Origin of the sequence: Brevibacillus sp. B_LB10_24 (assembly GCF_046036945.1) — a bacterium.
In the GTDB taxonomy this organism is placed as follows: Bacteria; Bacillota; Bacilli; order Brevibacillales; family Brevibacillaceae; genus Brevibacillus_C.
Window position 1 is genome coordinate 96,257 of sequence record NZ_JBJQOQ010000013.1, and the last position, 24,255, is coordinate 120,511.

The 24,255-nt window shown below is 53.2% G+C and carries 22 protein-coding genes; 9 read left to right on the forward strand and 13 right to left on the reverse strand.

The genetic code is table 11. From position 1 onward, the window contains the following. Positions 1 to 21: 21 nt before the first annotated feature. Positions 22 to 1,095 (reverse strand): ABC transporter substrate-binding protein, encoded by a 1,074-nt coding sequence (locus tag ACI7RC_RS14000; RefSeq protein WP_408108846.1) that lies wholly within the window; start codon positions 1,093 to 1,095, stop codon positions 22 to 24. Positions 1,096 to 1,254: 159 nt separating this feature from the next. On the opposite strand from ACI7RC_RS14000, the gene ACI7RC_RS14005 reads away from it, so the two are divergent. Continuing rightward, positions 1,255 to 2,046, forward strand: a complete 792-nt coding sequence (locus ACI7RC_RS14005; RefSeq protein WP_408108847.1) for an ABC transporter ATP-binding protein — start codon at positions 1,255 to 1,257, stop codon at positions 2,044 to 2,046. On the opposite strand, the gene ACI7RC_RS14010 is transcribed toward ACI7RC_RS14005, so the two are convergent. From ACI7RC_RS14010 to ACI7RC_RS14030, 5 genes are read right to left on the reverse strand one after another with little or no spacing between them, the layout of a single operon-like run. Continuing rightward, on the reverse strand, positions 2,043 to 2,396 hold the full coding sequence (locus ACI7RC_RS14010) for a DUF488 domain-containing protein (protein ID WP_019121283.1): 354 nt from the start codon (positions 2,394 to 2,396) through the stop codon (positions 2,043 to 2,045). The genes ACI7RC_RS14005 and ACI7RC_RS14010 overlap by 4 nt on opposite strands. Before the next feature lie 42 nt (positions 2,397 to 2,438). After that, on the reverse strand, positions 2,439 to 3,560 hold the full coding sequence (locus ACI7RC_RS14015; protein WP_408108848.1) for a GerAB/ArcD/ProY family transporter: 1,122 nt from the start codon (positions 3,558 to 3,560) through the stop codon (positions 2,439 to 2,441). 46 nt (positions 3,561 to 3,606) lie between these two features. After that, positions 3,607 to 3,840: a hypothetical protein gene (locus ACI7RC_RS14020; protein WP_019121281.1), complete on the reverse strand. Its 234-nt coding sequence runs from the start codon at positions 3,838 to 3,840 to the stop codon at positions 3,607 to 3,609. A 17-nt stretch (positions 3,841 to 3,857) separates the two neighbouring features. Continuing rightward, positions 3,858 to 5,060 (reverse strand): Ger(x)C family spore germination protein, encoded by a 1,203-nt coding sequence (locus ACI7RC_RS14025; RefSeq protein ID WP_408108849.1) that lies wholly within the window; start codon positions 5,058 to 5,060, stop codon positions 3,858 to 3,860. Between the two features lie 20 nt (positions 5,061 to 5,080). Beyond that, on the reverse strand, positions 5,081 to 6,688 hold the full coding sequence (locus ACI7RC_RS14030) for a spore germination protein (protein WP_408108850.1): 1,608 nt from the start codon (positions 6,686 to 6,688) through the stop codon (positions 5,081 to 5,083). A 205-nt stretch (positions 6,689 to 6,893) separates the two neighbouring features. Here ACI7RC_RS14030 and ACI7RC_RS14035 point away from each other — a divergent pair, with 205 nt between their 5' ends. The 3 genes from ACI7RC_RS14035 (at position 6,894) to ACI7RC_RS14045 (ending at position 10,823) form a co-directional block, all read left to right on the forward strand. Further along, positions 6,894 to 8,399 (forward strand): FMN-binding glutamate synthase family protein, encoded by a 1,506-nt coding sequence (locus ACI7RC_RS14035; RefSeq protein ID WP_035286964.1) that lies wholly within the window; start codon positions 6,894 to 6,896, stop codon positions 8,397 to 8,399. 38 nt (positions 8,400 to 8,437) lie between these two features. Further along, entirely contained in the window at positions 8,438 to 9,157 is a 720-nt protein-coding gene (locus ACI7RC_RS14040) for a YqjF family protein (RefSeq protein ID WP_408108851.1), read from the forward strand. Positions 9,158 to 9,359: 202 nt separating this feature from the next. Beyond that, complete coding sequence (locus ACI7RC_RS14045; RefSeq protein ID WP_408108871.1) at positions 9,360 to 10,823, forward strand: aldehyde dehydrogenase family protein; 1,464 nt, start codon at positions 9,360 to 9,362, stop codon at positions 10,821 to 10,823. A gap of 81 nt (positions 10,824 to 10,904) precedes the next feature. On the opposite strand, the gene ACI7RC_RS14050 is transcribed toward ACI7RC_RS14045, so the two are convergent. From ACI7RC_RS14050 to ACI7RC_RS14070, 5 genes are all read right to left on the reverse strand, one after another. Continuing rightward, the gene (locus ACI7RC_RS14050) at positions 10,905 to 12,422 is read right to left on the reverse strand and encodes an efflux RND transporter periplasmic adaptor subunit (RefSeq protein WP_408108852.1); all 1,518 of its coding nucleotides are present in this window, start codon (positions 12,420 to 12,422) and stop codon (positions 10,905 to 10,907) included. Between the two features lie 49 nt (positions 12,423 to 12,471). Next, a complete protein-coding gene (locus ACI7RC_RS14055) occupies positions 12,472 to 13,893 on the reverse strand; it encodes an ABC transporter permease (protein ID WP_408108853.1) in 1,422 nt (473 codons plus the stop codon). A 77-nt stretch (positions 13,894 to 13,970) separates the two neighbouring features. Next, positions 13,971 to 14,672: an ABC transporter ATP-binding protein gene (locus tag ACI7RC_RS14060; RefSeq protein ID WP_408108872.1), complete on the reverse strand. Its 702-nt coding sequence runs from the start codon at positions 14,670 to 14,672 to the stop codon at positions 13,971 to 13,973. 226 nt (positions 14,673 to 14,898) lie between these two features. Beyond that, entirely contained in the window at positions 14,899 to 15,585 is a 687-nt protein-coding gene (locus ACI7RC_RS14065; RefSeq protein ID WP_408108854.1) for an N-acetylmuramoyl-L-alanine amidase family protein, read from the reverse strand. A 318-nt stretch (positions 15,586 to 15,903) separates the two neighbouring features. Beyond that, positions 15,904 to 16,680 carry a Cof-type HAD-IIB family hydrolase gene (locus ACI7RC_RS14070; RefSeq protein ID WP_408108855.1) on the reverse strand — a complete coding sequence of 259 codons (777 nt, stop codon included), beginning with the start codon at positions 16,678 to 16,680 and terminating at the stop codon, positions 15,904 to 15,906. Positions 16,681 to 16,844: 164 nt separating this feature from the next. Here ACI7RC_RS14070 and solA point away from each other — a divergent pair, with 164 nt between their 5' ends. Next, positions 16,845 to 17,993: an N-methyl-L-tryptophan oxidase gene (gene solA / locus ACI7RC_RS14075; protein WP_408108856.1), complete on the forward strand. Its 1,149-nt coding sequence runs from the start codon at positions 16,845 to 16,847 to the stop codon at positions 17,991 to 17,993. Between the two features lie 47 nt (positions 17,994 to 18,040). Here the strand turns inward: solA and ACI7RC_RS14080 are convergent, their stop codons facing one another. Together ACI7RC_RS14080 and ACI7RC_RS14085 are read right to left on the reverse strand one after the other, a co-directional pair. Continuing rightward, complete coding sequence (locus ACI7RC_RS14080; protein WP_408108857.1) at positions 18,041 to 19,453, reverse strand: MBL fold metallo-hydrolase; 1,413 nt, start codon at positions 19,451 to 19,453, stop codon at positions 18,041 to 18,043. Between the two features lie 93 nt (positions 19,454 to 19,546). Further along, a complete protein-coding gene (locus ACI7RC_RS14085) occupies positions 19,547 to 20,221 on the reverse strand; it encodes a uracil-DNA glycosylase (RefSeq protein WP_408108858.1) in 675 nt (224 codons plus the stop codon). Between the two features lie 223 nt (positions 20,222 to 20,444). On the opposite strand from ACI7RC_RS14085, the gene ACI7RC_RS14090 reads away from it, so the two are divergent. The 4 genes from ACI7RC_RS14090 to ACI7RC_RS14105 are packed head-to-tail and all read left to right on the forward strand — an operon-like array spanning position 20,445 to position 24,235. Then, complete coding sequence (locus ACI7RC_RS14090; protein WP_408108859.1) at positions 20,445 to 21,629, forward strand: HlyD family secretion protein; 1,185 nt, start codon at positions 20,445 to 20,447, stop codon at positions 21,627 to 21,629. Further along, positions 21,626 to 22,393, forward strand: coding sequence for an ABC transporter ATP-binding protein (locus ACI7RC_RS14095; RefSeq protein WP_408108860.1), 768 nt, complete (start codon positions 21,626 to 21,628; stop codon positions 22,391 to 22,393). The genes ACI7RC_RS14090 and ACI7RC_RS14095 overlap by 4 nt, the downstream gene beginning before the upstream one ends. Further along, complete coding sequence (locus ACI7RC_RS14100) at positions 22,390 to 23,529, forward strand: ABC transporter permease (protein WP_408108861.1); 1,140 nt, start codon at positions 22,390 to 22,392, stop codon at positions 23,527 to 23,529. Before ACI7RC_RS14095 ends, ACI7RC_RS14100 begins: the two co-directional genes overlap by 4 nt. Positions 23,530 to 23,551: 22 nt before the next feature. Beyond that, positions 23,552 to 24,235: a TetR/AcrR family transcriptional regulator gene (locus ACI7RC_RS14105; protein ID WP_408108862.1), complete on the forward strand. Its 684-nt coding sequence runs from the start codon at positions 23,552 to 23,554 to the stop codon at positions 24,233 to 24,235. Positions 24,236 to 24,255 lie beyond the last annotated feature (20 nt).

Sequence of the window (24,255 nt, forward strand, 5' to 3'; positions counted from 1 at the left end):
CCTTGAAAGGCAGCCGTAAGCTTACTGCTCAATAACCTCCTGAGCGCGATCCAAGAGCGATTGCGGCAGGGTGACACCCATGCGTTCAGCCGCTTTCTTGTTGATGATCAGCTTCATGTCTGCCTGCTTTTCCACCGGCATGTCGGCGGGTTTCGCCTGGCCTTTGAAGATCTTGTCGGCCATGTCGGCGGTTTGCTCGCCCAGCTTGCCGTACTCGATTCCGTAAGTAGTGATAGCGCCGCTCTTGACCGTATTTTCTTCACCGGCGATGACCGGGATCTTCTGGGCTTCAGCCACTTTTAATACAGCCGCGATTGAAGCGACAACCACGTTGTCGGTCGGGATGTAGATCGCATCCACTTTGCCGACGAGCGATTCCGCTGCTTGTTTTACTTCTGATACGTTGGAGATGGCAGCTTCCGTGATTTCCAGACCCAGCTTGCCGGAAGCTTCTTTTGCCAGATCGACCTGCACTTTGGAGTTGACTTCGCCTGCACTGTAAATAATGCCGACTTTCTTCACGTCAGCCTTGATCTCCTTGATCAGTTCAAGCTGTTCCGCTACCGGGTTCATATCGGTCGTTCCCGTGACATTGCCGCCCGGCTTATCCATCGACGCAACGACGTTGACTGCCACTGGATCAGTCACAGCCGTAAATAAGATCGGAATATCCTTCGTCACCTGCGCCGCCGCTTGCGCTGCCTGTGTGGCAATGGCGAAAATCATGTCGACATTGTCACCCTGAAACTTTTGCGCAATCGAAATAGCCGTATCCATGTTTCCTTGAGCCGACTTAATGTCGTAGACTACGTCTTTGTCTTTTTCGTAGCCCAGCTTGGTCATCTCTGCGATGAACCCTTCGCGCGCCGCATCCAGCGCCGGGTGCTCAATAATCTGGATAATGCCAATCTTCAGCGGTTTGTCCGGCTTGGCTTCTTCCTTTGGAGCCTCCGCTTGTCCGCCCGTATTGGCGTTTTCACTCGGCTTCGGTTCCGGAGTGCTCGTACTTTGCTGCCCACACGCTGTAACGAACAAAAGCATGAAGGCAAAAAAGACTACCATTATTGCATTTCTCTTCTTATGAGACGCAAACATCCACCTGCTCCCCCTTTTTATACACCAGTTTCTACATTATCAGAATCTTATCATGAGTAGCCCATTTTTTAAATGGTTATTGATAACATTTTTTCCGACTCGCTGTTATAATTAAGAAAAAAAAACATGCCAAAAGACAAAGGAAGGGCGGGAGAACTCATGACTGTAGACATAAAGGACGTCTCCTGGGTACGGGAAGGCAGACCTATTCTGAAGAACATCAACTGGAGCGTAAAGCCCGGCGAGCACTGGGCCATCGTCGGCCTGAACGGTTCCGGCAAAACCACGCTGCTGAACATCATCAACGGCTACATCTGGCCGACGACAGGCAAAGTCAGCATATTGGGACAAGCATTTGGCAGCGTGGACCTGCGCGAATTGCGAAAGGCGATCGGATGGGTCAGTTCGTCCCTGCAGGAGAAGATCTACCGCAGGGAGAGCGCCAAGGAGATTGTCCTCAGCGGGAAGTATGCCAGCATCGGATTGTTCGAACAGCCGCAGGAGGCAGATGTCCAGCGCGCGCTGGAAATCCTCGATCAGTTGGGCTGCGCCCGCCTGGCCGAGCGCCCCTTTCAAACCCTTTCCCAGGGAGAAAAGCAAAAGGTGTTGATCGGCCGGGCGCTGATGACTTCTCCTCGCCTGCTGATCCTGGACGAACCTTGTACCGGACTGGATCTCTTCTCACGCGAGCAGCTGCTGATGTCGATTGAGCGGCTGGGCCGGCTACCGGATGCGCCGACAATGCTTTACGTGACCCATCACACGGAGGAAATATTGCCAATTTTTAGCCACACGCTGCTCCTGCGCCGCGGAGAGATCTACTCTGCCGGAAAAACCGCCGACGTATTGACCAGCGACAATCTGACTTCGTTTTTCGAAGCCCCCGTCGACATCCACACAAAAGACGGACGCTTGTGGATCAACATCCTGCTGCAGCCGGAGAGGGCTTAGGATTCTTCCAGCAGATTCCGCAGTACAACCGCCTGGTTATGCTCTTGGTCCTTCGCCGCGTAGACCAATGTCACCACCTCGTGTGCGGACCACTCCTTCAACTGGGAGAAAAGCTGTCGGCGGGTATCATCGCTGTCGATCTCTTGCCGGTACCGGTGGGCAAATTCGTCAAACCGCTCCGGATCGTGGCAGAACAATTTCCTGAGTTCACTGCTCGGGGCCAGTTCCTTCATCCATTGGTCGAGACAGGCGTCCTGTTTGGAGACGCCTCTCGGCCAGATCCGATCGACGAGAATCCGCCGTCCGTCGCTGGGTTCCGGCTGTTCGTATATTCGCTTTAACCTAATCACGCTACCCCTCCTTTTTTCGCGCGCTTATGGATTGGTTCTGCGTCAACCGGTTTCATCCTTCCTCGCAGCGCACTTTCCTTTTCTCCGTACAATTCCTGCGATCCACAGCAGCAAGGGAAAAAACAGGCCGAAATTGTATACGTACAGCGGCCAGATTTTTTGGTTGAAAGCGAGCAGATAGCTGCTGTTCGGCACGATCACGAGAGCCATTACGGTGAGAATAACGCAAAGCGGCAAGGAGAGCATGCGATAATCCTTCAGATTGAAGGTCTGGGCCAGTCCCGCAGATATCACGTAGACCAGGATCGTCAGCCGGAAAAAGATCGTAATGATCCAGATGAACATCATCAAAGCTTCAATTCGCTGAAGGAAGTCGCCGATGTTTATTTTTTTTGCCAATTCAAAACTGGGAAAGCTGTGGCCTTTTACGATGTCCACCCCGAGAACGGATACGGAAAAAAGCGTCACCGCGAATAGTATCATCCCCCCGATCAGTACCCCTCTCCACAGTGCTTGCCCCGCTTCCTTCGGTTTTGGGACATGAGGAAAGATCATCAACAAGACAACGGGTTCGAGCAGCGGATAGCTGACAAGCGTAAAGGCCCCCTTGAGTACCGGAGCGATGCCGTTTTCAAGAAAAGGCTCCAGATTCTTCAGTTGAAGGTATGGCGAGACAAACAAGAGTAACAAAAACAGCAGCAAGATGACAAATGGGAAGAAAATCTCTGCGGCGCGGGCGATCGGCTCGAGCCCCAGCTTTACCCCCCAGGCGACCGCTGCCAAAACGATAATCATGATGACTTGTATCGGGGTCTTCGTCAAAATGCCAATTGTTAAAAAATCGCCGATATTGCGCAGTGTAAGAGCGGCAATGAGAAACGGAAAGCCGATTAAAAAGCAGAGAAAAGCTATTTTCCCCAGCCACTTGCCGAGTATGATCTCGCAGTATTGGGCGAGATTCTTGTCGGGGAAGCGCTTGCCCAACGCAATGTACAAGGGGATGAACGCCATGCCGATTCCGACTGCTGCGATTGCGGCAATCCAGGCATCTTGCTTTGCCTTGGCAGCGAGCAGGGACGGAATGACCAGGATGGCGCTGCCGATGATGTACAGAATTGTCATGATCGCAAACTGACGGGCAGCGATCCGTTCTCTATCAAGCATTGTCCTACTTTGCCTCCATTTTTCCCGTCTTGTAATCGGTCCATCCTCACTCCAAAAATCTTGTCAAAGCATCGCTTGTCGGCTTGTAGACGGCAATGATCCAATCGAGGGGGTTGGGAATCGGCAGGTTCAGACTCTTGGCAATGCCAAGTCCAGTCCCAAAGAACAGCAGAAGGGAAAAGACCCACAGTTCCTTTTCCAGCCCTTTCCGCCGCAAGCGCGGAACCTCAATTCCAATAATCGCAATGGCTGCAGCCAAAATGCCGAAAATTTGCCACATCCAGTTGCCCCCTTCCTCTATTTGATTTCTTTGATGAGCGGATTGCCGACGGTGCCCAGACGGCGGATCTTGGTATCCACCTCTACTGTCACGGGAAGCTGGGCAAATTTTGCGTCCCAGTTATCCTTGAGCTTTTTCCACGCTTTGGGGTCGCTGCGATGTATTTCCTCGCCAAATCCGAAGATATCGGCTTTGTACTTTTTCTGTACGGTTTTCACCGCATGTTCGATCAACGCTTTCACGTGTTGGTTTGCCTTTTTCTCCAACTCGCTTATCGTCTCTGGTTTCATCAGGTCAATCTTGCAGTGGACTTCCTCCACATTTACTTCCTGCCGTACCATCACTTTGATTCGCGGCTTTCCGTTGACCACATCCCCTTTCATTTTTGTTTTTGAGCGGATCACATCCAGCATGATGTTCCTCCCTTTTGAACAGGGAACCCTATTGGGAGTGCTTCTTATTATGTCATTTACATAGGCGTAGCCTAAGCTATCCCGTTGGTTTAACCAGCCGATCAACTTATCTCTCTTAAAAACCGCAAGCCCTCCGTATCGCAGGCGTTCAGCCGGTTTCGTCCTTTTCACGTTTTCCAAAGTGCCCCCTATTGACCGATCCCCAAATGATTGGATGCCGGTCAGCACCGGTTCCTTCCCTTTCGTTATCAATTGGGTAACCAGTTTGTCCAGCGTTACCGATGTAGTAGGCCCCCATATCTTGTCGGAGGTTCTCAAAGAAGAAAACAATTTCATGGCCGGTATTTTCTCCAACTGCGTCAGGCTGTCCATGATATCAAAGGCCGTCGTCCCCTTCGCCACAATGATAAAAAAGTCAGTTCGAAATTCCCAATTCCTGGATATTGCATCCAAGATTTTGCCTATCCCGTCTCTCGCCGCTGATTCCCCGAACACCAGGATACGAAGATGCGCCGGATATATCTGTCTTGGACTTGCGATCGTCATTTTTCTCACCGCTTCAAAAACACTGTCTGCCGTTACCGAATACAAGATCACAGGTGTCCGCTCTGCGGCGGCGCCCCCTTTCTTTGCCGCTACTTGTTCCGGATCGACGACTTGAACAGAGAGGCGGTATTTATCCCCCACCTTGTCGATTCCCAATCCGAGTGCTATGGCCAACTGATTTAATTCGCGGTGGTTCCAGCAGCCGCCGAGAAGCGGCAGCAGCATGACAAAAACCAGCGTCAAAATCAACTTTCGTTTCATCGCTTATCCCCTCTAACCTGTCATTGTTTGTCCGGCGGCTTCGGTTCTGCCTTTTGCGGCGGTTGCTGGCGCACTTTATTTTGTCCAGCTTGCAGGATAGGACGGGTGTACATTCTCCAGCGGGGAACGCGAATGAACGTATCTTTTTGCTCGGAAGGTATAAACGGAGCCAAAGGCGTCATGTACGGTACACCGAAAGAACGCAGACTGCACATGTGAAGCACAAGAGCGAGCAGACCGACAATGATGCCGAACAAACCAAAGGTAGCGGCAAGCGCCATATAGACAAAGCGGGTCATCCTTGTAGCAATATTTAATTCGAAATGGGGAACCAGAAAACTGGAAATAGCAGTGAGAGAGACTACGATCACCATAGCGGCCGAAACGAGTCCCGCGTCAACTGCCGCCGTCCCCAACACCAATGTACCCACGATGGAGACCGCTTGCCCTACTGCCCTGGGCAGCCGAATCCCGGCTTCGAACAGGATTTCAAATGCCACCTCCATGATGAATGCTTCGATAAAAGCGGGAAAGGGCACCCCTTCGCGCTGTGCTGCCAGACTGATCAAGAGCGGGGTCGGCAGCATTTCCTGATGAAATGTCGTGATCGCAATGTAAAAAGACGGACCGAGCAAGGTAATAAAAAACGTGAGGTAACGAACCAGACGAATCAGACTGGTAACATCTGATCGATGATAATAGTCTTCCGCTGCCTGAAAAAATTGAATGAACAGGGCGGGAACCATCAAGACAAACGGTGTGCCGTCAACCAGAATGGCGATCCGACCTTCCAGCAAAGCAGCAGCCACTACATCGGGACGCTCCGAATTGATCACAGTAGGGAAGGGGGTAAACGTTTCGTCCTGAATCAATTCCTCGATGTAACCGCTGTCCATGATTCCATCAATGTCGATGCGGTCCAGGCGATGGAACACTTCTTCCAGAATCTTTTCATTCACGATCCCCTTGATGTACATGACGGCTACATTCGTTTTTGTCACTCTTCCGATTATCCTCGTTTCCCACCGAAGGGCGGGAGATTTGATTTTTCGGCGGAGCAGGGCCGTATTAATGCGGATGTCTTCTACAAATCCCTCTTTCGGCCCTCTGATCGCGGTTTCGGTCGTGGCTTCTTCCACACTGCGCTGCTCCCAGCCGGCCATGTCAACAGAAAAACCCTGCGCATATCCATCTGCCAGGATAACGACATTCCCGGACAGGACGGCATCCAGTGCCCCCTTTAAATCAGTCAGCTCCTGCAGTTCTCCGACGGTCAGCACGGATTCGCGGATAAACTCCATCAGATCCTGTGCCGCCGAAGGCGGTGGTTCCTCGGAGGAATTATCGGGAAAGTCAAGCATCAGCGGCTTCAGGATTGAGTTTTCAACCGCAGTTGCATCAATCAGGCCATCCGTAAAAACAATCGCCGCCCTCGTCTGCCTTTTGTTGATGAGAATCTTTCGAACCATGATATCCGGGCAGTATCCTAAAGCCTCCTGAATCTGATTTATGTTCTCTTGCAGATCCGCCTGAAGAGGGGCGTTTTGTACAGACGTGTTCTGCATGCTCCCTGACGATCCGGAAGAGGGCTTCTGTTTTCGTTTTAGCAATTTTTTCAGCAATCCCACATTCCCACCCTCTTTTGTCACTTTTTACTGCTATCATTCCTAATCAGGCTTCATTTGATTCACCGAATAGCCGTTGCGGTGTTCTAATCCAATATGAATACATCCGGCGCCAAGCCGGCAAAATAAACTGGAAAAGGGTGCTAATTTGCTTTATCCCTCATAATCCTTTACAAGGGGGATCTTTGGTTTGTTCAAGATCAACTGGATGCTGTTTGTCGCCGGTTCCTTTACAGGTGCGTTTTTCGCTATTCTGGTGGCGGGGGGCTTGGCCTTTCTGTTTGCCCGTCCCTTTATCAAATGGCTCGTCGGGATCTTCACCAAAAGATTGATGTCAGACCGCTATTCAACCAATATTTGGGAAGTGGTCACCGCTGTGACGAGAACAGGCCCCGGAGCCGTCATCGAAAACAGTCTGCGTGCAGCCTCCGGAGGTATCATTGAAAGGCCGTTCGGGAGTCCGCGCAAATTTTTAAATCTGGACGGTCTGGTGTTCTCTCCCGCCCAGTTGGCCGTCATGCCGGCCCACGAGTACGCCGAAGTCGACATGAGCATCACGATCGGACCCACGGCCAAAAAACCGCTGCGCCTGGACATTCCGATCATGGCCGCCGCCATGGGCTACGGAATCGGCGTCAGCGAAAAAGTAAAAGTGGCGATTGCGAAAGGAACGGCTGCTGTCGGGACCTCTACCAATTCCGGTGAGGGCGGGTTTCTTCCGGAAGACAGGGCAAATGCCAAGTATTATATCTTGCAGTACAACTCGGCTCACTGGTCGAAAGAACCGGAAATTCTCAAGCAGGCCGACGCGATCGAAATTCACATCGGACAAGGGGCGACCGTTGCCGCCGCGAGCATAATTCCCCGCGAGTATATCCAGGGCAGGGCAGCCAAGATCCTGAACGTTGAGGATGAAGAAGTAGTTGTAATCCCCTCGCGCCACGAAGAGATCAACCAGCCGGAGGACCTTGGCCGCCTGGTTGACCGGCTGCGGAGCATTACCGGCGGTGTGCCGATCGGGATAAAAATGTGTGCCAGCAACAGATTGGAAGAGGATTTGGAAATCGCCATACAGGCCGGAGTCGATTTTATCAGCTTGGACGGAAGCCAGGCGGGAACGAAAGGCGGCGCTCCTATTCTGGAGGACGACTTTGGGCTGCCCAGCGTCTACGCTCTGGCTCGCGCGACCCAATATCTTAAAAAGCGGCAGATGAAAGGCAAGATTACCTTTTTGACCGGAGGGGGTTACTCCAATCCTGGAGAGTGTCTGAAGGCACTCGCGATGGGCGCCGATGGCATCTATCTGGGGACATCTTTGCTGTGGGCAATGACTCACGATCAGGTCACAAAAGCGATTCCCTGGGAACCTCCGACCCAGCTCGCGTTTTACCCCGGCAGCATGAAGGACGAATTCGATGTTGACGAAGCTGCCGGTTATTTGAAAAATTTTTTGATTTCTTTTGTGGAGGAAATGAAGGTTGCCATTCGCGCCATGGGCAAACATTCGCTGCAAGAAGTGGGCACTGACGACCTGGCAGCCTTGGATGAATGGACAAGCAAAGTGACAAAAATTCCGCTAGCTTACGAGCCGCATCAACCAACCGGAAGCGGCCAGGACAGCAAGGCCGCTCGCAAACGCCAAGGCACCGGAATACCGAAAAAGTGGCTTGCGCTGCGAAAGCAAGTGCAAAGCAGCTCCAAACAGCAATCCTAGGCAGACAGCTCGATTCGATATCAGGGGGCTGGTTTCAAATGGGTTTATTTACCTTCAATCAAAAATGGATCATGACTCAAACCTGGGAACACCTCCTCTTCGCGCACTGGCCTGTCTCGGTTGACTGCATTCGGAGACTGGTTCCCGACGAATTGGAAGTGGATACGTTTGACGGACAGGCGTGGATCAGCATTATCCCTTTTCTCATGAGCGGGATCCGGTTAAAAGTGTTCGCCGAAATACCATATTTTTCAACATTCCCGGAGATCAACCTGAGAACGTATGTAAAATCTCACCGTCGGCCCGGCATTTTTTTTATTACGCTGGACGCTTCCGATCCACTGGTCGTAGAGATGGGCAAGCTTTGGTACCACCTTCCCTACCACAAGGCGAAGATATCCTTTCGACAAAATGGGCAGGAAATTATCGTCCACAGCAGAAGGACGCCATCTGACGCTTTTTCTACATGCTTTGACGGCTGTTACCGCCCTGCCTCCATTCCTTTTGCTGCACAAGCAGGTACCATCGAGCACTGGCTGATGGAGCGTTACGTCCTGTACAGCAAGCACCCCCGGACCAAGTGCGTCTACTGGGCCGAGGTGTATCACGATCCGTGGAAGCTGCACACTGCAGAAGCACATATCGGCCGCAATACCCTGGCCGATGGACTGCTGGATACTCCGCTCGGCAAGCCGGCTCTCCTGCATTACTCCAAAGGAGTGCATGCTCTGGTCGGCCCCATTCATCCCTTGCGTTAGCCAATCGGCCTAAAACCGCCTTTCTTTTGGGCATTTTTCAGCTGCGATATGGTATATTCTAATCAGACTGAATTTTCAGTCCTGACTCTCTTATATTTGGGGGAGATAGACACAGGTTATCGAGCTGATCGTGTATTCGATCACTATGGAGTACAGCAGGGAAAACATGGAGAAGGAGTGAATCGCAGTGGAAGCACAAAAGATGTATATTGACGGCAAATGGGTGCCCGGTTCAACGAACGAGACCAGGGACGTCATCAACCCGGCTACCGGCGAAGTGATTGCGACTGTGGCGGAAGGCTCCACCGCAGATGCGGTCGCCGCCATCGAAGCAGCCAGACGGGCCTTTGAAGAAGACGGCTGGATCGACAGCAAGGCTCGGGATCGCGCCGCTTTGCTCTATCGGTTGGCGGATCTGCTGGAAGAGAACGCAGAAGAATTTGCCCAGTTGGACACCTTGAACAACGGCAAGCCGCTTCGCGAATCGCGTTACGATGTATCCGACGCCGTCAATCAGTTTCGCTATTTCGCCGGACTGGCTACCAAACCGCACGGCCAGACGTATGACGTCCCCGATCAGATACAGGCGATGGTCGTTCGCGAACCTGTTGGGGTCGTCAGCCAAATCATTCCCTGGAATTATCCGCTGGTCATGGCTACACAGAAAATCGCCCCTGCCATCGCTGCCGGCTGTACCGTCGTGATCAAGCCGGCCGAGCAGACTCCGCTGTCTTTGATCAAGCTGTTCGAATTGATCGATCGCGTCGGATTTCCTCCGGGAGTCGTCAATCTGGTCCTGGGAGCAGGCGAGACGGTCGGGGCAGAAATGGCGCGAAATCCACTGGTGGACATGGTGGCATTTACCGGCGGCACGGAGACCGGTATCGCCATCATGAAGGCTGCTGCCGATACGGTGAAAAAAGTGGGGCTTGAGCTGGGAGGAAAATCTCCGAATATCGTATTTGCCGATGCCGACTTCGAGACAGCGGTCGATTATGCCCTGTACGCTATTTTTGCCAATCAAGGCGAAGTCTGCTCCGCGGGTTCCCGGCTGATCCTCGAAGAGAGCCTGTATGATCGCTTTGTTCCCGAGTTGGTCGCCCGAGCCAAGCAAATCGTCGTAGGTCCCGGCACCGACGAGTCGACCGAGATGGGTCCGCTTATCTCCGAAGAACACATGAATCGCGTCCTCTCCTACATCGAAGTAGGCAAAAAAGAAGGGGCAACACTCCTTACCGGAGGCAGGAGAATGACGGAAAACGGCTTGGACAAGGGCTTTTTTATAGAGCCTACCATCTTCACCGATACGACTCCCGAAATGAAAATCGTTCAGGAAGAAATCTTTGGCCCTGTCCTCGTCATCCAGACCTTCCGGACAGAAGAGGAAGCGATCCGCCTGGCCAACGGGACGAAGTACGGGCTTGCCGGGGCTGTATTCACCTCCGATGTGGCAAAAGCCCATCGCGTCATCCGCAAATTGCGGGCTGGCATCACCTGGATCAACACCTATCACCCCACATTCAACGAAGCTCCCTGGGGCGGATACAAGCAGAGCGGGATCGGCCGCGAACTGGGCACATACGGGCTGGATGAGTACTTGGAGGTCAAACAGATCAACGTCAATCTGGAGGTTGCCCCGACCGGCTGGTTCCAAAAACGTTCTTAAAGCGCACAAACACCCACGGTCTCCCCGTCTGAGACCGTGGGTGTCTGCATTGAATAACGGCGTTCGGAAAGCAAGATTTGATTAAAACTGTCCGTCCATCATGATGACTTCGTCGCCGGGTGAAAGCCCGCTGATGATCTCGACATACTCGGCACCCTCGATGCCGATCTCCACGTCTTTTGGAACCGGCTCCCCGGTTTGCGGATCTTTGACCATGACGGTGCCTTTTCCCTCTTCCATGACCTCTACGGCATTGACCGGCAGGCGCGGGACATTGTCCTTTTGGCTGATGTTGATATCACAGTCACCCGTCATGCCATGACTCAACTTCCCATTATTCTCCAATTCAACCTTCACTTCAAAGCGGACGGAACGATCCTGCTTGGTGCCTTCTTTTGGCAGTTCCACTACCTTGCCGTGGAAAGGCTGGTTGCCAAAGGCGGTAATGTAGACATCAACGGTCTGCCCGACCTGAATCGCCGGAAAATCGATCTCGTCGACATGCGCCTTAAAATAGACGGCCGAGGTATCCATCACGACGACTGCCGGTTCGGACGAGTTCTTCGTTTCGCCGGCCTTGACGTTCACCTTCGTCACTTCCCCGCTGATCGGCGCCGTTACTTGGCTCTTCTCCAGATCCCGCTTCTTTTGCTCCAGTGAAAGCAGGGATTCTTTCAGCGCCAGCTCCTTTTCCTGCAGCTCCATTTCCTGAGCGGAGACATCCATCGTCACCAGCGTCTGGTTTTCCTTGACGTCATCATCTTCTTTGATCAGGACCTTGGCTACTTTCCCGCTGGTGCCGGCCGTGACTTCAATGTCGTCCGGCAATTCAAATTTCGCTTCACCCACACTGGTAAAGAGAAGCCCGTCGGTCCCGGTCAGTTCGATGACAGCCTTTTCATTGGCGTACATGAAGCCTTCTTTTTTCACCTGGACTTCGATCTCATGCATTCCGGAAAAACCGTCTTCTTTCTTCCCGATCAGGTCCACCTTCGTCACTGTTCCGTCAATGTACAACATCGGGCCGGACAAGAAGACTCTAGCTTTCTGCCCCACTTTTACGTGCTCCACCTCGTACGACGTGAAGTTCCCTGTTATTTTGAGATAGTTGGGGTTTGTCAATTTCGCGATGATGGTTTCCTTCGAGACTTCATCGCCTTCTTTGACCAACACCTCTTTTACTCTACCCGCTTTATCGGCGACGATCTTGTCTTTTTTCTCTCTGATTTCTTTCAAATCCTTGTTGATCCGCTGCAAGTTCAATTCCAGTTTTTGCAGTTCCAGGGCGGCGTCATCACTGTCCAGCGTAAACAACACGTCCCCTTTCTTCACCGACTGGCCTTCCTTTACCAATACATCCTTTACTTTTCCGCTTGTCTCGGGATTTACCTCTTCCCGCGCTTTTGCCTCGACGGTGCCGGTCGCGTAAATCGTCTTCTTCACTTCACCGGAATCTACCGCTATAGTAGGCAGCTCTGGCGGACCCATCGGGTCTTCTATCACCGCCTCGCTGGTCTTAAGATACTTCCAGCCGAACACGCCGCCGCCTGCCAATACAATCGCTATCGCTGAAATAATGATCCACTTTTTCTTGTTCATTCTCTTTTCTCCCCATTTTCAACCTTGATATCTTTGTTATGCCACAAGACTACTCAGAGCGAATTGCCTGCATCGGACTGAGCCGCGAAGCCCGGAACGCCGGAAAAATTCCCGCCATGAGGCCGATTAAGAAGGAAAACCCGATGGCAAACCCCGACAGCCATAAGGGAATGACCGCCAATTTTGTCGGTCCGCTTTCCGGCATGGGGCCTCCTCCGCCGAACTGGTTGAGGAAATCGCTGTTTTGGCCGAGGTAGTTCAACAGCTCAACCGCTCCAAAGGCGATGCCGAGCCCGGCAAAACCGCCGAACAATCCGATGAATCCCGATTCGATCAGGAACAGCCAGCGTATGTTGTATACGGATGCGCCGATGACCTTCATGATGCCGATCTCTTTCGTCCGCTCCAAAATCGACATGATCATCGTGTTGACGATCCCGATAGAGGCGACCAGCAGAGAGATGGCGGCGATCCCGCCCAGAATCATTTGCACGACGAAGAAGAATTGGTTGATCTGTTCAAGCGCACCTGCAGGAGAGTAAATCTCGTAACCGATGTTTTGAATCCGCTTGACGGTGTCTTCTACTTTCTCGCGCGATTCTACTTTCACCGTAATTGTGTCGTATTCGATCTCTTTCTTTTGATTGCGGTCCTTGATCCGCGTGGTTTCTCCGTCCATCCCGGACATTCCCCAGTAGCCGCCCCGACCGCCGTCCTGGTTGACCCATTCGTTCAGTTCATTGATCAAGGACATCGGGACATAGGCGGTGTTGCCTCTCCACCATCTGCCCCCTTCTTCTTTTTTCAGTTGGCCGACGACCCTGACCCGAACCTCTTTCCGTTCAAATTTCGGTTCGTTATCGATGTAGTACTCTCTGGTCAGTACCAATGTGGCAGACTTGCCGACCATGTCGACAACAGTTTGGCCCTCGCCGCCGCCGGGCCCCGGAAAAAAGCCTCCCCGGCCGGAGGATTCGTTATTCGCACCGCGTTTGCGTGCTTCCCGCCGCTCCTTCTCCACATCCCGCATCTGCCTCGGCACTTCATATGTGACGACAATCTCGTTTTTTGGTCCTTCCAGATACGTGCCTTTCTCAATTTCCTCTTTCTTGTAGTTCTTCGACTCCTGCACATCGACTCCAACCAGCTGGAGGTTGGTTTCGCGCCGGCCCAGTTTTAGCGTCACGTCGGAATACAATTGCTTGGTCGGCATGACCGCGCTGACTCCCGGTACTTGTTTGAGTTCCTGGACAGCCGTGGAATTCAGCTTCTTGATCTGGTCAGGCGGCCTCATCGTCTTCTGGTCCGGCATCATGTAGCTGGGAGCGACCTCCATCTCCGTGAGGCTTCCCCAGCTCTCCAAGCCCTTGACCGCATTCTCTTTTAAACCCAGACTAAGCGAAATCATCGCGACTATCGCCGCCGTCCCGATCATGACGCCGACCGACGTCAAAGCGGTCCGCAGCTTCATGCGCCAAAGATTCCGCCAAACTATTCGCAATGAATCAAGCAGTTTCACTCTCTAGCACCCCATTTACCCGTGTAAGCTCACGCCAGCTTCTCTTCTTTTTCTACAATCCTGCCGTCCTGCATAAAAATAACCCGATCCGACTGTTGGGCCACTTCCTGATCGTGTGTGACGATGACATATGTCGTGCCCCTCTCCCGGTTCATCTGCCGCATCAATTGCAAAATCTCTTTTTCTGTGGCGCTGTCCAGGTTACCGGTCGGCTCGTCGGCCAGGACAATTCCCGGAGTGTTTACCAGAGCCCGCGCGATGCTGACCCGCTGCTGCTGTCCGCCGCTCAATTCGTTTGGCTTATGGGTGATGCGCTCGCCCAGCCCAACCAATTCCAGCATTTCTTTTGCTCTTTTTCTTCTGCTGCGAATGCTTTCACCGGCGAAGATCAAGGGCAGCTCGACATTCTCCAGTGCCGTCAGATTGGGCAGCAGGTTAAACGATTGAAAGACAAATCCCATGCTTCTGCGGCGAAACTGGCATAATTGGTTTTCGCTGTACCGGGATATCTCCTCGCCGTTGACAAAAATCTGCCCATCCTCCGGCTTCATCAAGCCAGCCAGCAAGCTGAGCAGGGTTGATTTCCCCGACCCGGAAGTACCGCACAGCGCCACGAATTCTCCATTCCGAATGTGCAAATGGATGTCGTACAGAATCGGAACTCTTAACTTTCCCGTCCCGTACGAGTGATTCACCCCTTTTACCACCAGTTCACCTACTCCATTGGCCATTTGTTCCACACCCCAATTTTTTGACTGAGAATATTTGGTATCATTCCATATAGAATAGACGAGCGAACTCGCCAAAAAGTAACAGGATTTTGCAAAAGTGTTACTGTTTTTCATTCTAAGCTCCCCTACTTCGCCGCGGTTTGCGTATGTATCGGCGTCGTATGCGACGATCCCGATCAGTAGAGTGTAAACCATTTTTTACCATTTCCATATTCCTCTCTTGTACCTATTTCATTTTCAAATATTCTTTTATTCCGTCCACAATGGAAGCGGCAATGCGGTATTGAACATCGTCCATCAGCAGTTGCTCCTCGTCTTGTGGATTCGTTAAATAACCCACTTCCAGCAGCACCGCTGGCATGTCCGTATCTTTCGGAACGAAATAGTCCTCTTTTTTCACATCGCGGTCCCGAAATCCGGTCGCTTCAACCACTTGTTTGTGCATGATTTTAGCCAGGGGAAGCGATTCCTCGTGGTAATAATACGTTTCTGTACCCGAAACGTCGGGGTCGTCATACGTGTTGCCGTGAATGGATATAAATAAATCCGCGCCCTGTCGCTTGGCAAACTCAGGTCTCTTCCGATCAACTGTGGAAATAAAGGTGTCGTCGGTTCTGGTCATATAAACCTCGAATTGCGTTTCTTGCTCCGACAATTCCTTCACTTTCTGCGCAAGCTGCAATGTAAAGTCCTTTTCATAATGTCCGCTGGCGCCGGTCGCGCCCCGATCTTTGCCGCCGTGTCCCGGATCGACGACAACCTTATACACCCGACTATCGGCGATATCGGAAGCGTTGCTTGCACCCGAACGGTTATCGCTGGCTTTGCTGGCGCTGGAATAGATGTTGTATATGGCAAAAATCAGCAGGGTGGCAGTTACGATTAAGATCATCAATCGTATGATCTTCTTCATCGTTCTCTCTCCTCTCCAAACGCTTTACAAGTGATTGCATTTCTGAAAATTCAGATGAAAGTGCTCTGCATCGTCATTGACGACAAACCTGCACCCTCTTGTTGATAGAAGGCGATGATGTGTCCCTCAAAAGAAAGAATAATTGAGAGATTTAAAGAAAAAATGCAGATTAAATTAAATTAATTTAAAGTATAAAAAGGCTATCGAGAAAGTCTCTCCACAGCTTTATTCATGCTCTACATACTCGAATATGAAAAAACCGAAGCATTCCCCTAAAAAATGCTTCGGTCGAACAGTTCTATTCGCGTTTTTTCGTCGTTATCGGATCAAACCGATCTTCTGCAATCCGTAGCTGATGCCCCCGTTGTTTACATGCCTTGTCGTCATGTCGGCAAACGATTTGACCTCTTCACGAGCGTTGCCCATTGCGATGCCCATCCCGACAAAATTCAGCATTTCCCGATCATTCAGCCCGTCGCCGAAAGCGACCGCATCGGCTGCAGAGAGTCCCAGATGGCTCAGCAGCGCCTCAATTCCTTTCGCCTTGGAGCCTCCCGCCGGCAAAACGTCCAATGCGAACGGATACCAACGGATAAACGAAACGTCGGGTACCATACCGGCATACCGGGATTCCTCGTGTTCCTGACAGTACAGGAAGGCCTGGTAGATGCTTTGGCCCTGCCAAAAATCAGTCTGACAGTCTGGCGGATCCAGGCTCAAATAGTGAAATGATTCGATCACCTGCGGATGCTGCTCGCTATTTGCGTAGCATTCGCTCTCACTTAAATAGACGAGCGGATGGCCGTGCTCCTTCGCGATTTTTTCCAAACGGGACAAGCTCTCCTGCCTGAGGCTGTTGGCGTACACGACTTCCCCTTTGCAGACAACATAGGAACCGTTGAAGCTCACATAGGTGTCAATCTCCAGTTCCGAAGCGATGGATGCCAGATGATAGGGCGATCTGCCTGTGGCGATCGCCACCTGGATTCCCTGCTCTTTCAAGCGTCTGACCGCCTCCTTCGTATCTGCAGGAATCCGGTTCTCTTTGTTTAACAAGGTTCCGTCAATGTCAAAAAATACGATTTTGTACGACATTGTCTCTCCCCCTCTCCCAAGCATAATCTTACTCAATTCTCCCGACAAATAAAAGCCATCATCGACAGGTAACTGGACGAAACGGCTCCCTTGTTGGATAATTTCCCTAGGAGAGACTTTTTCGCCGATTCGGAAAAAACCAATTAGATAGGGAGTTGAAGTACATGAGCAAACACTACGACGTGATCGTTGTAGGAGCCGGATCAATGGGGATGGCCGCCGGTTATTTCCTGGCAAAACAGGGCAAAAGCACGCTGCTCATCGATGCGTACGACCCGCCGCACACGATGGGCAGCCATCACGGCGACACTCGGATCATCCGGCATGCCTACGGCGAAGGGGCGCAGTATGTTCCGCTCGTATTGAGAGCCCAGCAGCTGTGGAATGAACTGGAGCAGGAATCGGGAGAGTCGCTGTTCCAGCAGACGGGAGTGCTCTGCGCCGAAGAACCGGGGTGTACTTTTGTTCGCGGCGTCATCGCCAGCGCGCAGCAATACTCGCTGCCGATTGAAGTGCTGGACGCGGAAGAAATCCGCTACCGCTGGAAGGGCATCACCGTCCCGGATGGATTTACCGGTTGTTTTGAGCAGTCTTCAGGCGTGTTGTTCAGTGAAACATGCCTGTCGGCTTACCGCAAATTGGCTGTCCAGTACGGAGCCGAACTGCTCCCGTACACATCCGTGCAGCAAATTGAGCTTCATCCCGCCGGAGCGACCGTCCGCGCGAATGAAGCAGCATACCATGCCGATGCCCTGGTGCTCAGCGCCGGCGCCTGGATGAAGCAGATGCTCGATTCCCTGGACCTTGAGCTCGCCCTTCAGCCCACACGAAAAGCCGTCGCCTGGTTTGAAGCAGACGAAGCACTCTATAATCCAGAGGTTTTTCCCGCTTTTTCCTTCAACCTGCAGGGAGAAGACTACTACGGTTTCCCCAGCTTTGCGGGGACGGGCTTGAAGATCGGGCGGCATGACGGAGGCCAGCAGACAGATCCGAATCAGGTCAATCGCGAATTCGGAGCCTATCCGGAAGACGAAGGAGATGTGCGCAGCTTCCTGCAAAGGTACATGCCGCAGGCTGCCGGCCGCTTGAAGCAGGGCAAGATCTGTCTCTACACGCTCACCCCCGACAGGGACTTTATCATTGACCGGCATCCGCTGTACCCGCACGTCGTGCTCACCGCCGGCTTCTCCGGACACGGGTTCAAATTCGCCAGCGCCGTCGGGGAGATCGCCAGCCAGCTGATTACCGCAGGAGAGACACCGTTGGATATTTCCATGTTTTCCGTAGGTCGGTTTGCCACGAGCAGGCCATGAGAGAACAAAAAACCAAGGCACCGCCCCATGGCGCCTTGGTTTTTTGTTTACAATCCTTCCTTTTCCCACCGCAGGAAGCCGCCGGTCAGGTTTAACACCCGTCTGATGCCATTCGCCTGCAATATGCTGGCGGCGATAGCCGAGCGCGCACCCGAGCGGCAGTGAAGCAATATCGGCTTGTCAGCCGGTATTTCGGCAATCCGGTCAGGAAGCGTCCCCAGCATGATGTGCCGGGCCTGGGGGATATGTCCTTCCTGCCATTCGCTCTCGTTTCGGACGTCGATGACGTGTACATCGTTCGCCCTGACCTGACCCGAGATCTCGGCAGGGGTGACCTCGCCATACGTCTCCAGCGGCAAGCCAGCTTCCTGGTACTTTCGGATGATGGCGGCATCGATATAGCCGGGCACATTGTCGATTCCGACAGCGCGCAAATCCCGCAGAATGTCCGGCAGACGGCCGGGATCCGCCAACAGGTAGAGCGGCCGCTCGTAATCGATCAGCCAGCCGGCCCAATTGGGAAAGGATTTATTGTAAGGGATGTTGATGGTGCCGGCGATGTGTCCTTTGGCAAAATGGCTGCTGGCCCGCGTATCGAGGATGGCTTCTCCTCTCCTGAGCAGCGCTTCCACCGCCCGCGGAGCACACTCCACCTCATCCGGGACAGGCAAGCTTGAAAGCAGTGCCGGGCCTGCCTTATTCACCTGTTTCATCCTCGCAAAGTACTTCGGAGGCTCCGGCTGTCCCGCCAGCAAGGCGCTTTCAAAAGAATCCTCATCGGTACAGGACAGCGCCCAATTAAACATCTTTTCGTAGCCTACGGTCGTGGAAGGCACCGCTCCCAGCGCTTTGCCGCAGGCGCTCCCCGCGCCATGGGCAGGCCACACCTGCAGATAATCGGGCAGTTCTTTAAACCGCTGCAGCGACGCGTACATCTGCCTGGCTCCGGCCCTGGAAGCCCCTGCAACGCCTACGGCCCGCTCCAGCAAATCAGGCCGCCCCACGTCGCCGACAAAGACAAAATCCCCGGTAAAGATCCCCATGGGCCGATCAGCCCCGCCTCCGCGGTCTGTCACGACAAGCGAAATGCTCTCCGGCGTATGCCCGGGAGTATGCATCACCTCAAACGATATTTTACCGATCCGAAAGAGGTTGCCGTCCCGCAGCAGCCGGTGCTTCTCCCCGTCAGCGTACAGGTACTGCCACTCGCTTCCCCCTTCGTTCGAAAGGTACAGGACTGCCCCGTGCACTTCCATCAACTCGCGTGCCCCGGAAACAAAATCGGCATGAATATGGGTTTCCGCAGCAGCCACAACCCGCAGGCCCTCCGCTTTGGCGACTGCGAGATACGGGGCAACATCACGGGACGGGTCGATGACGATCGCCTCGCCCGTCGCCTGACAGCCGATCAAATACGAGGCGTGAGCCAATTTTTCGTCGTAAACATAGCGCAGCAACATGAAAACTTCCTCCCCGCCATACACTTTTACTCCTAACTTACGGTGCGGGGTATTCCATCAGTACACTATTTTCCAGCCAGCTTAGATCCATTTTCAGATATGGGGAATCTGCCAGTCGATCGGCGAGCTCCCGATTTTTTGCAAAAAGCGATTGGCCGCAGAAAAGGGCTTGCTGCCGAAAAACCCTTTGCGGGCCGAAAACGGGCTGGGATGGGCCGATGACAAGATACAGTGCCGGTTTTCATCGATCAACGGCCGCTTTACCTGGGCATGGTTGCCCCAAAGCATAAACACCGCCGGCTTTTCGCGGCGATTGACGAGCTGGATGATCTGGTCGGTCAGGTTCTCCCAGCCTTTTCCTTTATGGGAATTGGGGCTGCCTGCCCGCACGGTCAGTACGGTGTTCAACAACAGTACGCCCTGCTCGGCCCACTTTACCAGATAGCCGTTATTCGGGATGTAACACCCCAGATCGTCCTGCAGTTCCTTGTAGATATTTTTCAGGGAAGGAGGGATTTTCGCTCCCGGTTTGACAGAGAAGCTGAGTCCGTGAGCTTGTCCGGGCCCGTGGTACGGATCTTGTCCCAAAATCACGACCTTGGTATCGGCATAGGAAGTCAGCCTTAAGGCTGAAAAGAGATCGTCCCGTTCAGGATAAACGACCTCCTGGCGATATTGCTCATCTAAAAACTGCTGCAGCCGGACGTAGTATTCCGCTTGAAAATCCGCTTCCAGCAAGCTCTCCCAATCATTCTCCAATCTTGTCATCTCTCGTTTACACACTCCATCTCACATTATTGGCGCACTGCACTATTCTGATTGTACCTGAGTTTGGACGAGTTTCGGCGCATTTTTGGAAAAAACCGCAGAAGTGATACGGCCCGCAGATCCCCTTGTAAAAATCTGCTTGCAAAAAAACAGCTGCATCATATAATAGGAATCATAAATGAGTGAGTACTCACTTCTGAAAAATTACAAGGAGGGAATTCCCATGTTCTCCCGCAGTCTTCCCATCATTACGCTGCTCTCTTTCCTGCTGGTCACTGGCTGTTCGCCAGACAGCGACTGGGCGATGTCGGGCACTATCGAGGCGGACGAACTCCCGATCGCAGCGGAAACAGGCGGAAAAGTCATTACGCTGCTAACGGATGAAGGCGCTCCGGTTAAACAGGGCCAGATCGTCGCCAAAATCGATGACAGCACCTTGCGTCTGCAGGTAGATGAGGCCAGAGCCTACCTGGATCAGGCTGCCGCCAAGCTGGAAGAAGCCAAGGCTGGCACGCGCGACCAAAGCCTGCGCCAGGGAGCGGCGCAGGTGCAGCAAGCCGAAGCAAATGTCGCCCAGACGCAGGCCCGATCGCGCCAGGCGAAGGCCAATTACCAGCGGGCAGAGGAACAGCTGCAGCAGGCGACGGCCCAGTTGGAAGGTGCAAAACGGTCCCTTGCCTACCAGCAGGCCAGGCAGGACGAGATCACCCGGCTGTATCAGGATGGAGCGGTCACGAAGCGAGATTACGAAGCACAGCAGGAAGCGGTCAGCCAGGCCCGGACACAGGTGGAACAGCTGACGGCCCAGGTATCGGCGGCCCGGTCCCAGGCCGACAGCGCTAAAAGCGAGATGGATGCGGCCCAGGCACAGATCGGAATGGCCCGGTCGCAAGCCAGTGACGCCGCAGCCAGGCTGGATTTGCTGCAGGAAGGAAGCACCAGCTACACCTTAAAGGCGCTGCTCGCAGCTGAGACCCAAGCCAGAGCGAGGCTTGGAATCGCCGAATTGCAGGCAGAGCAGGCAAACATTGCTGCCCCGCACGACGGTGTCATCCTGCGCAGGAACGTTTCCCAAGGTGAAGTGGTGAAGCCGGGATCCGCCCTGTTTACGATGATGAAAAACGACAGCCTCAAGCTGAAGGTCTACATTCCCGAAGCGGATCTCGGGAAGCTAAAGGCAGGCCAGCCGGTTGAAGTCGCTGTCGATGCTTACCCTGGCGAGCGGTTTGGCGGCACTATCAGCTTCATCTCCGACAAGGCGGAATTTACCCCGAAGCACATCGAGACGCGAGACGAGCGCACCAAGATGGTATTCGCCGTTACCATCACGTTAAAAGACGGACTGGATCGGTTAAAGCCTGGCATGCCGGCAGACGTCTTCCTTACCGAAGGAGGGCGGGAAAAATGAGTTTCGCTATCCAGTGCCAAAATTTGACTAAAAAGTTCCATAACCGCATTGCCGTCAACGATTTAACCCTTTCCATAAAAAAAGGCTCGATCTACGGCTTTCTCGGTCCCAACGGCTCCGGAAAATCGACGACGATCCGGATGCTCTGCGGCCTCTTGGTCCCCACCTCCGGCTCGGGTACCGTCCTGGGCTTCGATGTCACGAAGGAAAGCGAGTCCATCAAGCAGCGGATCGGGTATATGTCGCAGAAATTCAGCCTCTACGAAGACTTGACGGTAGCGGAAAACCTGCAGTTTTACGCAGGTGTTTACGGAATCACAGGCCGGGAATTAAAGCAGCGCCAGGCCGGTTTGATCGAAATGGCCGGGCTGACAGGCCGGGAAAAGCAGCTTGCCGGCTCGCTTTCCGGCGGCTGGAAGCAGCGCCTCGCCCTCTCCTGTGCCCTGCTTCACCGCCCGGAACTGCTCATCCTGGATGAACCGACCGCCGGAGTCGATCCCGTCTCGCGCCGAATCTTTTGGGATGTGATCCACGAGCTGGCCAGGGATGGGATTACGATCCTCGTTACCACCCACTACATGGATGAAGCAGAGACCTGTGATGAAATCGGCTTTATCTTTTTTGGCAATCTGCTGACCCACGGAACGCCGAGCGCGCTCATTGCCGAGATGAACGCAGACAACCTGGAAGATGTGTTCATCACGCTGGTGCAGCAGCAGGAAACGGTCCAAGCGGAGCTGGGTCAAAAGGCGGGATCAAAATGAAGCACTTCAGCCTCTCCCGCTACCGGGCCATCGTCAAGAAAGAGATGATCCAGATCAAGCGTGACAGACCCAGCATGGCCATCGCGCTTGTCCTTCCGTTTATGATGCTGTTTTTGTTCGGCTATGCGATCAACACGGATGTCGACGAGATTGCCACCTCGGTTTGGGACCAGAGCCAGACGGCCCAAAGCCGTGAGCTCGTCGCCAATTTTACCAATACGGAAATCTTTCAGGCCGTTTCCTACGTAAGCAGTTACGCGGAATTGGAAAAGCTGATTGACAGCGGCAGCGTCCACGTAGGCCTGGTCATCCCGCCCGATTACGCCAAACAGCTTGACAGAGGCGAACCGGCCGCCGTCCAGCTCTTGATCGACGGTTCCGACCCGAATATCGCCAGAACAGCCTCTGCCAACGCGCAGCTGATCGTCCAGCAAAAAGCGATGGCCATCCAGGAGAAAAACCTGCAAAAGGAAGGCTTCGGGAAGCTGGAACAGCCGCTGCAGGCCGAGGCGCGGATCCTGTTCAATCCGAATATGAAAAGCATCGTCTTTAACATCCCGGGGCTGATCGGTTTGATCATGCAGAATGTCACGATGATTCTGACAGCCTTCTCGCTGGTCAGGGAAAAAGAGCGGGGAACGATGGAGCAGCTGAACGTCACGCCGATTCGCCCGATCGAACTCTTGACGGGAAAAATAACACCCTACGTCTTTATCGGTTCGTTTTCCTTTTCCATCGTCCTCTTGTTTGGGACTCTCTGGTTCGGGGTGCCGATCAAGGGCAGCTTGCCGCTGTTGTTCGCCCTGTCCGTCCTGTTTTTGATCACGACGCTGACGCTTGGCATCTTCATCTCGACCGTGGCCAGGACACAACTGCAGGCGATGCAGGTCTCCTTTGCCTTGATCCTGCCGAGCGTGCTGTTGTCCGGCTTCATGTTCCCGCGCGAAACGATGCCGCTCGTGATAAAATGGTTGGGTGGGCTTGTTCCGCTCACGTATTTTTTGGAAATTTTACGCGGTATTTTTCTGAAAGGTGTCGGCCTCGACGCGCTTTGGAAGGATACTTTGGGCATGGTGATCTTTTCCTGTCTGATCATTACAGTCGCCATACTGCGTTTCCGCAAGCAGTTGGATTAGAAAGGAAGGAACGAAAAGAGCGATGAACGAGAGCGGTTTTGAAGAAGTCCTGCAGACATTTCTTGAGGAGATCAAGCGGGAAGACAAGATGACGGAAAAACAGCGCAGAATCCTGGAGGCGTCGATCAAGCTTTTTGCCGAAAAGGGCTTTCACGCCAGTTCGACAAGCGAAATTGCCAAAGAAGCAGGCGTGGCCGAAGGAACCATCTTCCGGCACTATAAATCGAAAAAGGATATTCTCATTGCCGTAGTTGCCCCCGCCATCACCAAAATAGCCGTCCCCTATATCCTAAAGGACGTCCGAAAGATCCTCGCCGACAACAACGACAGGTCGTTTGCCGACGTATTGGCTCGGCTCTACAAAAACCGGCTGGAGTTGATCGCGGCCAATGAAAAGCACTTTCGCATCCTGCTTCAGGAGGCCTTTTTCCACGAAGAGCTGCGCCAGGCCCTGCTGTACACGGTCGCTACGGAGATGAAACAGCTCGCCAGTCAGTTCGTCCTTCAGAGGATCGATGCCGGCGAGCTGCGGCCGCTGCCGCCTGAAGTCATCTTCCGCGTGATCTTTTCCTTGATATTGGGGCTTGTTACCTTCAAATACACGGTCGGCCAGGAAGAATACCGCATGCTGGATGAAGACGAGCAGGTCGCGTTGACGATGGATATTTTGATGAACGGAATAGCCAGGCGGCCAGAGCACGAGTGATCCGGCCATCCCGTCCGGCC